Origin of the sequence: Rhodococcus phenolicus, from assembly GCF_001646785.1 — a bacterium.
Classification (GTDB): domain Bacteria; phylum Actinomycetota; class Actinomycetes; order Mycobacteriales; family Mycobacteriaceae; genus Rhodococcus; species Rhodococcus phenolicus.
The window spans coordinates 1-833 of the sequence record NZ_LRRH01000215.1; the positions used below are offsets into that span (position 1 = coordinate 1).

Below are 833 nucleotides of genomic sequence, written 5' to 3' on the forward strand. Positions count from 1 at the left end.
GGCACCAACCACCCGAGCCCGAAGTGCCCGAATATCACCGAGACGGCCTGCATCACGCCCGCGGTCAGGCTGATCTCCTGCGACGGCACGACCCACGAGATCGCCAGCGGCGGCAGGATCAGGATGACCAGCACGAGGATCACGGCCAGGAACATCGCCCTCGGGAACTGTTTGGCGGGGTTCTTCAGTTCGGTGACGTGCACGGCGTTCATCTCCATGCCGGAGTAGGCGCCGAAGTTGCTCACGATCAGCACGATGCTGGCGATACCGGTCCAGGCCGGCAACAGACTTCCCGCGTCCATCGGAGCCGCACTCGGATTCCCTTGCAGGAGAAAGATGATGCCGAGAACGACGAGCAACGCGCCGGGGATGAGCGTGCCGATCAGCACACCGCTCGACGCCAGTTTCGCGATCACACCGATCCCGCCGCGTAGCGCCAGAAGCACACCGGCCCAGTACACGACGATGATCACGACCGCGGTGAAGACGCCGTTTGCGGCCAGACTCGGGTTGATCACGTACGCGAGCGTGCTCGCGACGAACGACAGCAGGGTCGGGTAGTAGAAGATCGTCATCGCGAACTGGTGCCACGCCGCGGCGAAACCCATGTTCGGCGAGATTCCCTCGGTCACCCATCGATAGACGCCGCCGGACCATCCCGACGCCAGTTCCGCGGAAACCAGTGCGGTCGGAATCAGGAACACGATCGCCGGAAGCACATACAGGAACACGCACGCCAGTCCGTACACCGCCATGGTCGGCGCCGGCCGCAGGCTCGCCACCGACGACACTGTCATCAACGCCAGCGCCGTCCACGAGATGTAGTTGACCGA

General features: G+C 64.1%; 1 protein-coding gene. It reads right to left on the minus strand.

Translation table 11 applies throughout. From position 1 onward, the window contains the following. Positions 1 to 833: amino acid permease (locus tag A8G15_RS28970; protein ID WP_156665633.1), on the minus strand; the 833-nt coding region annotated here is incomplete at both ends.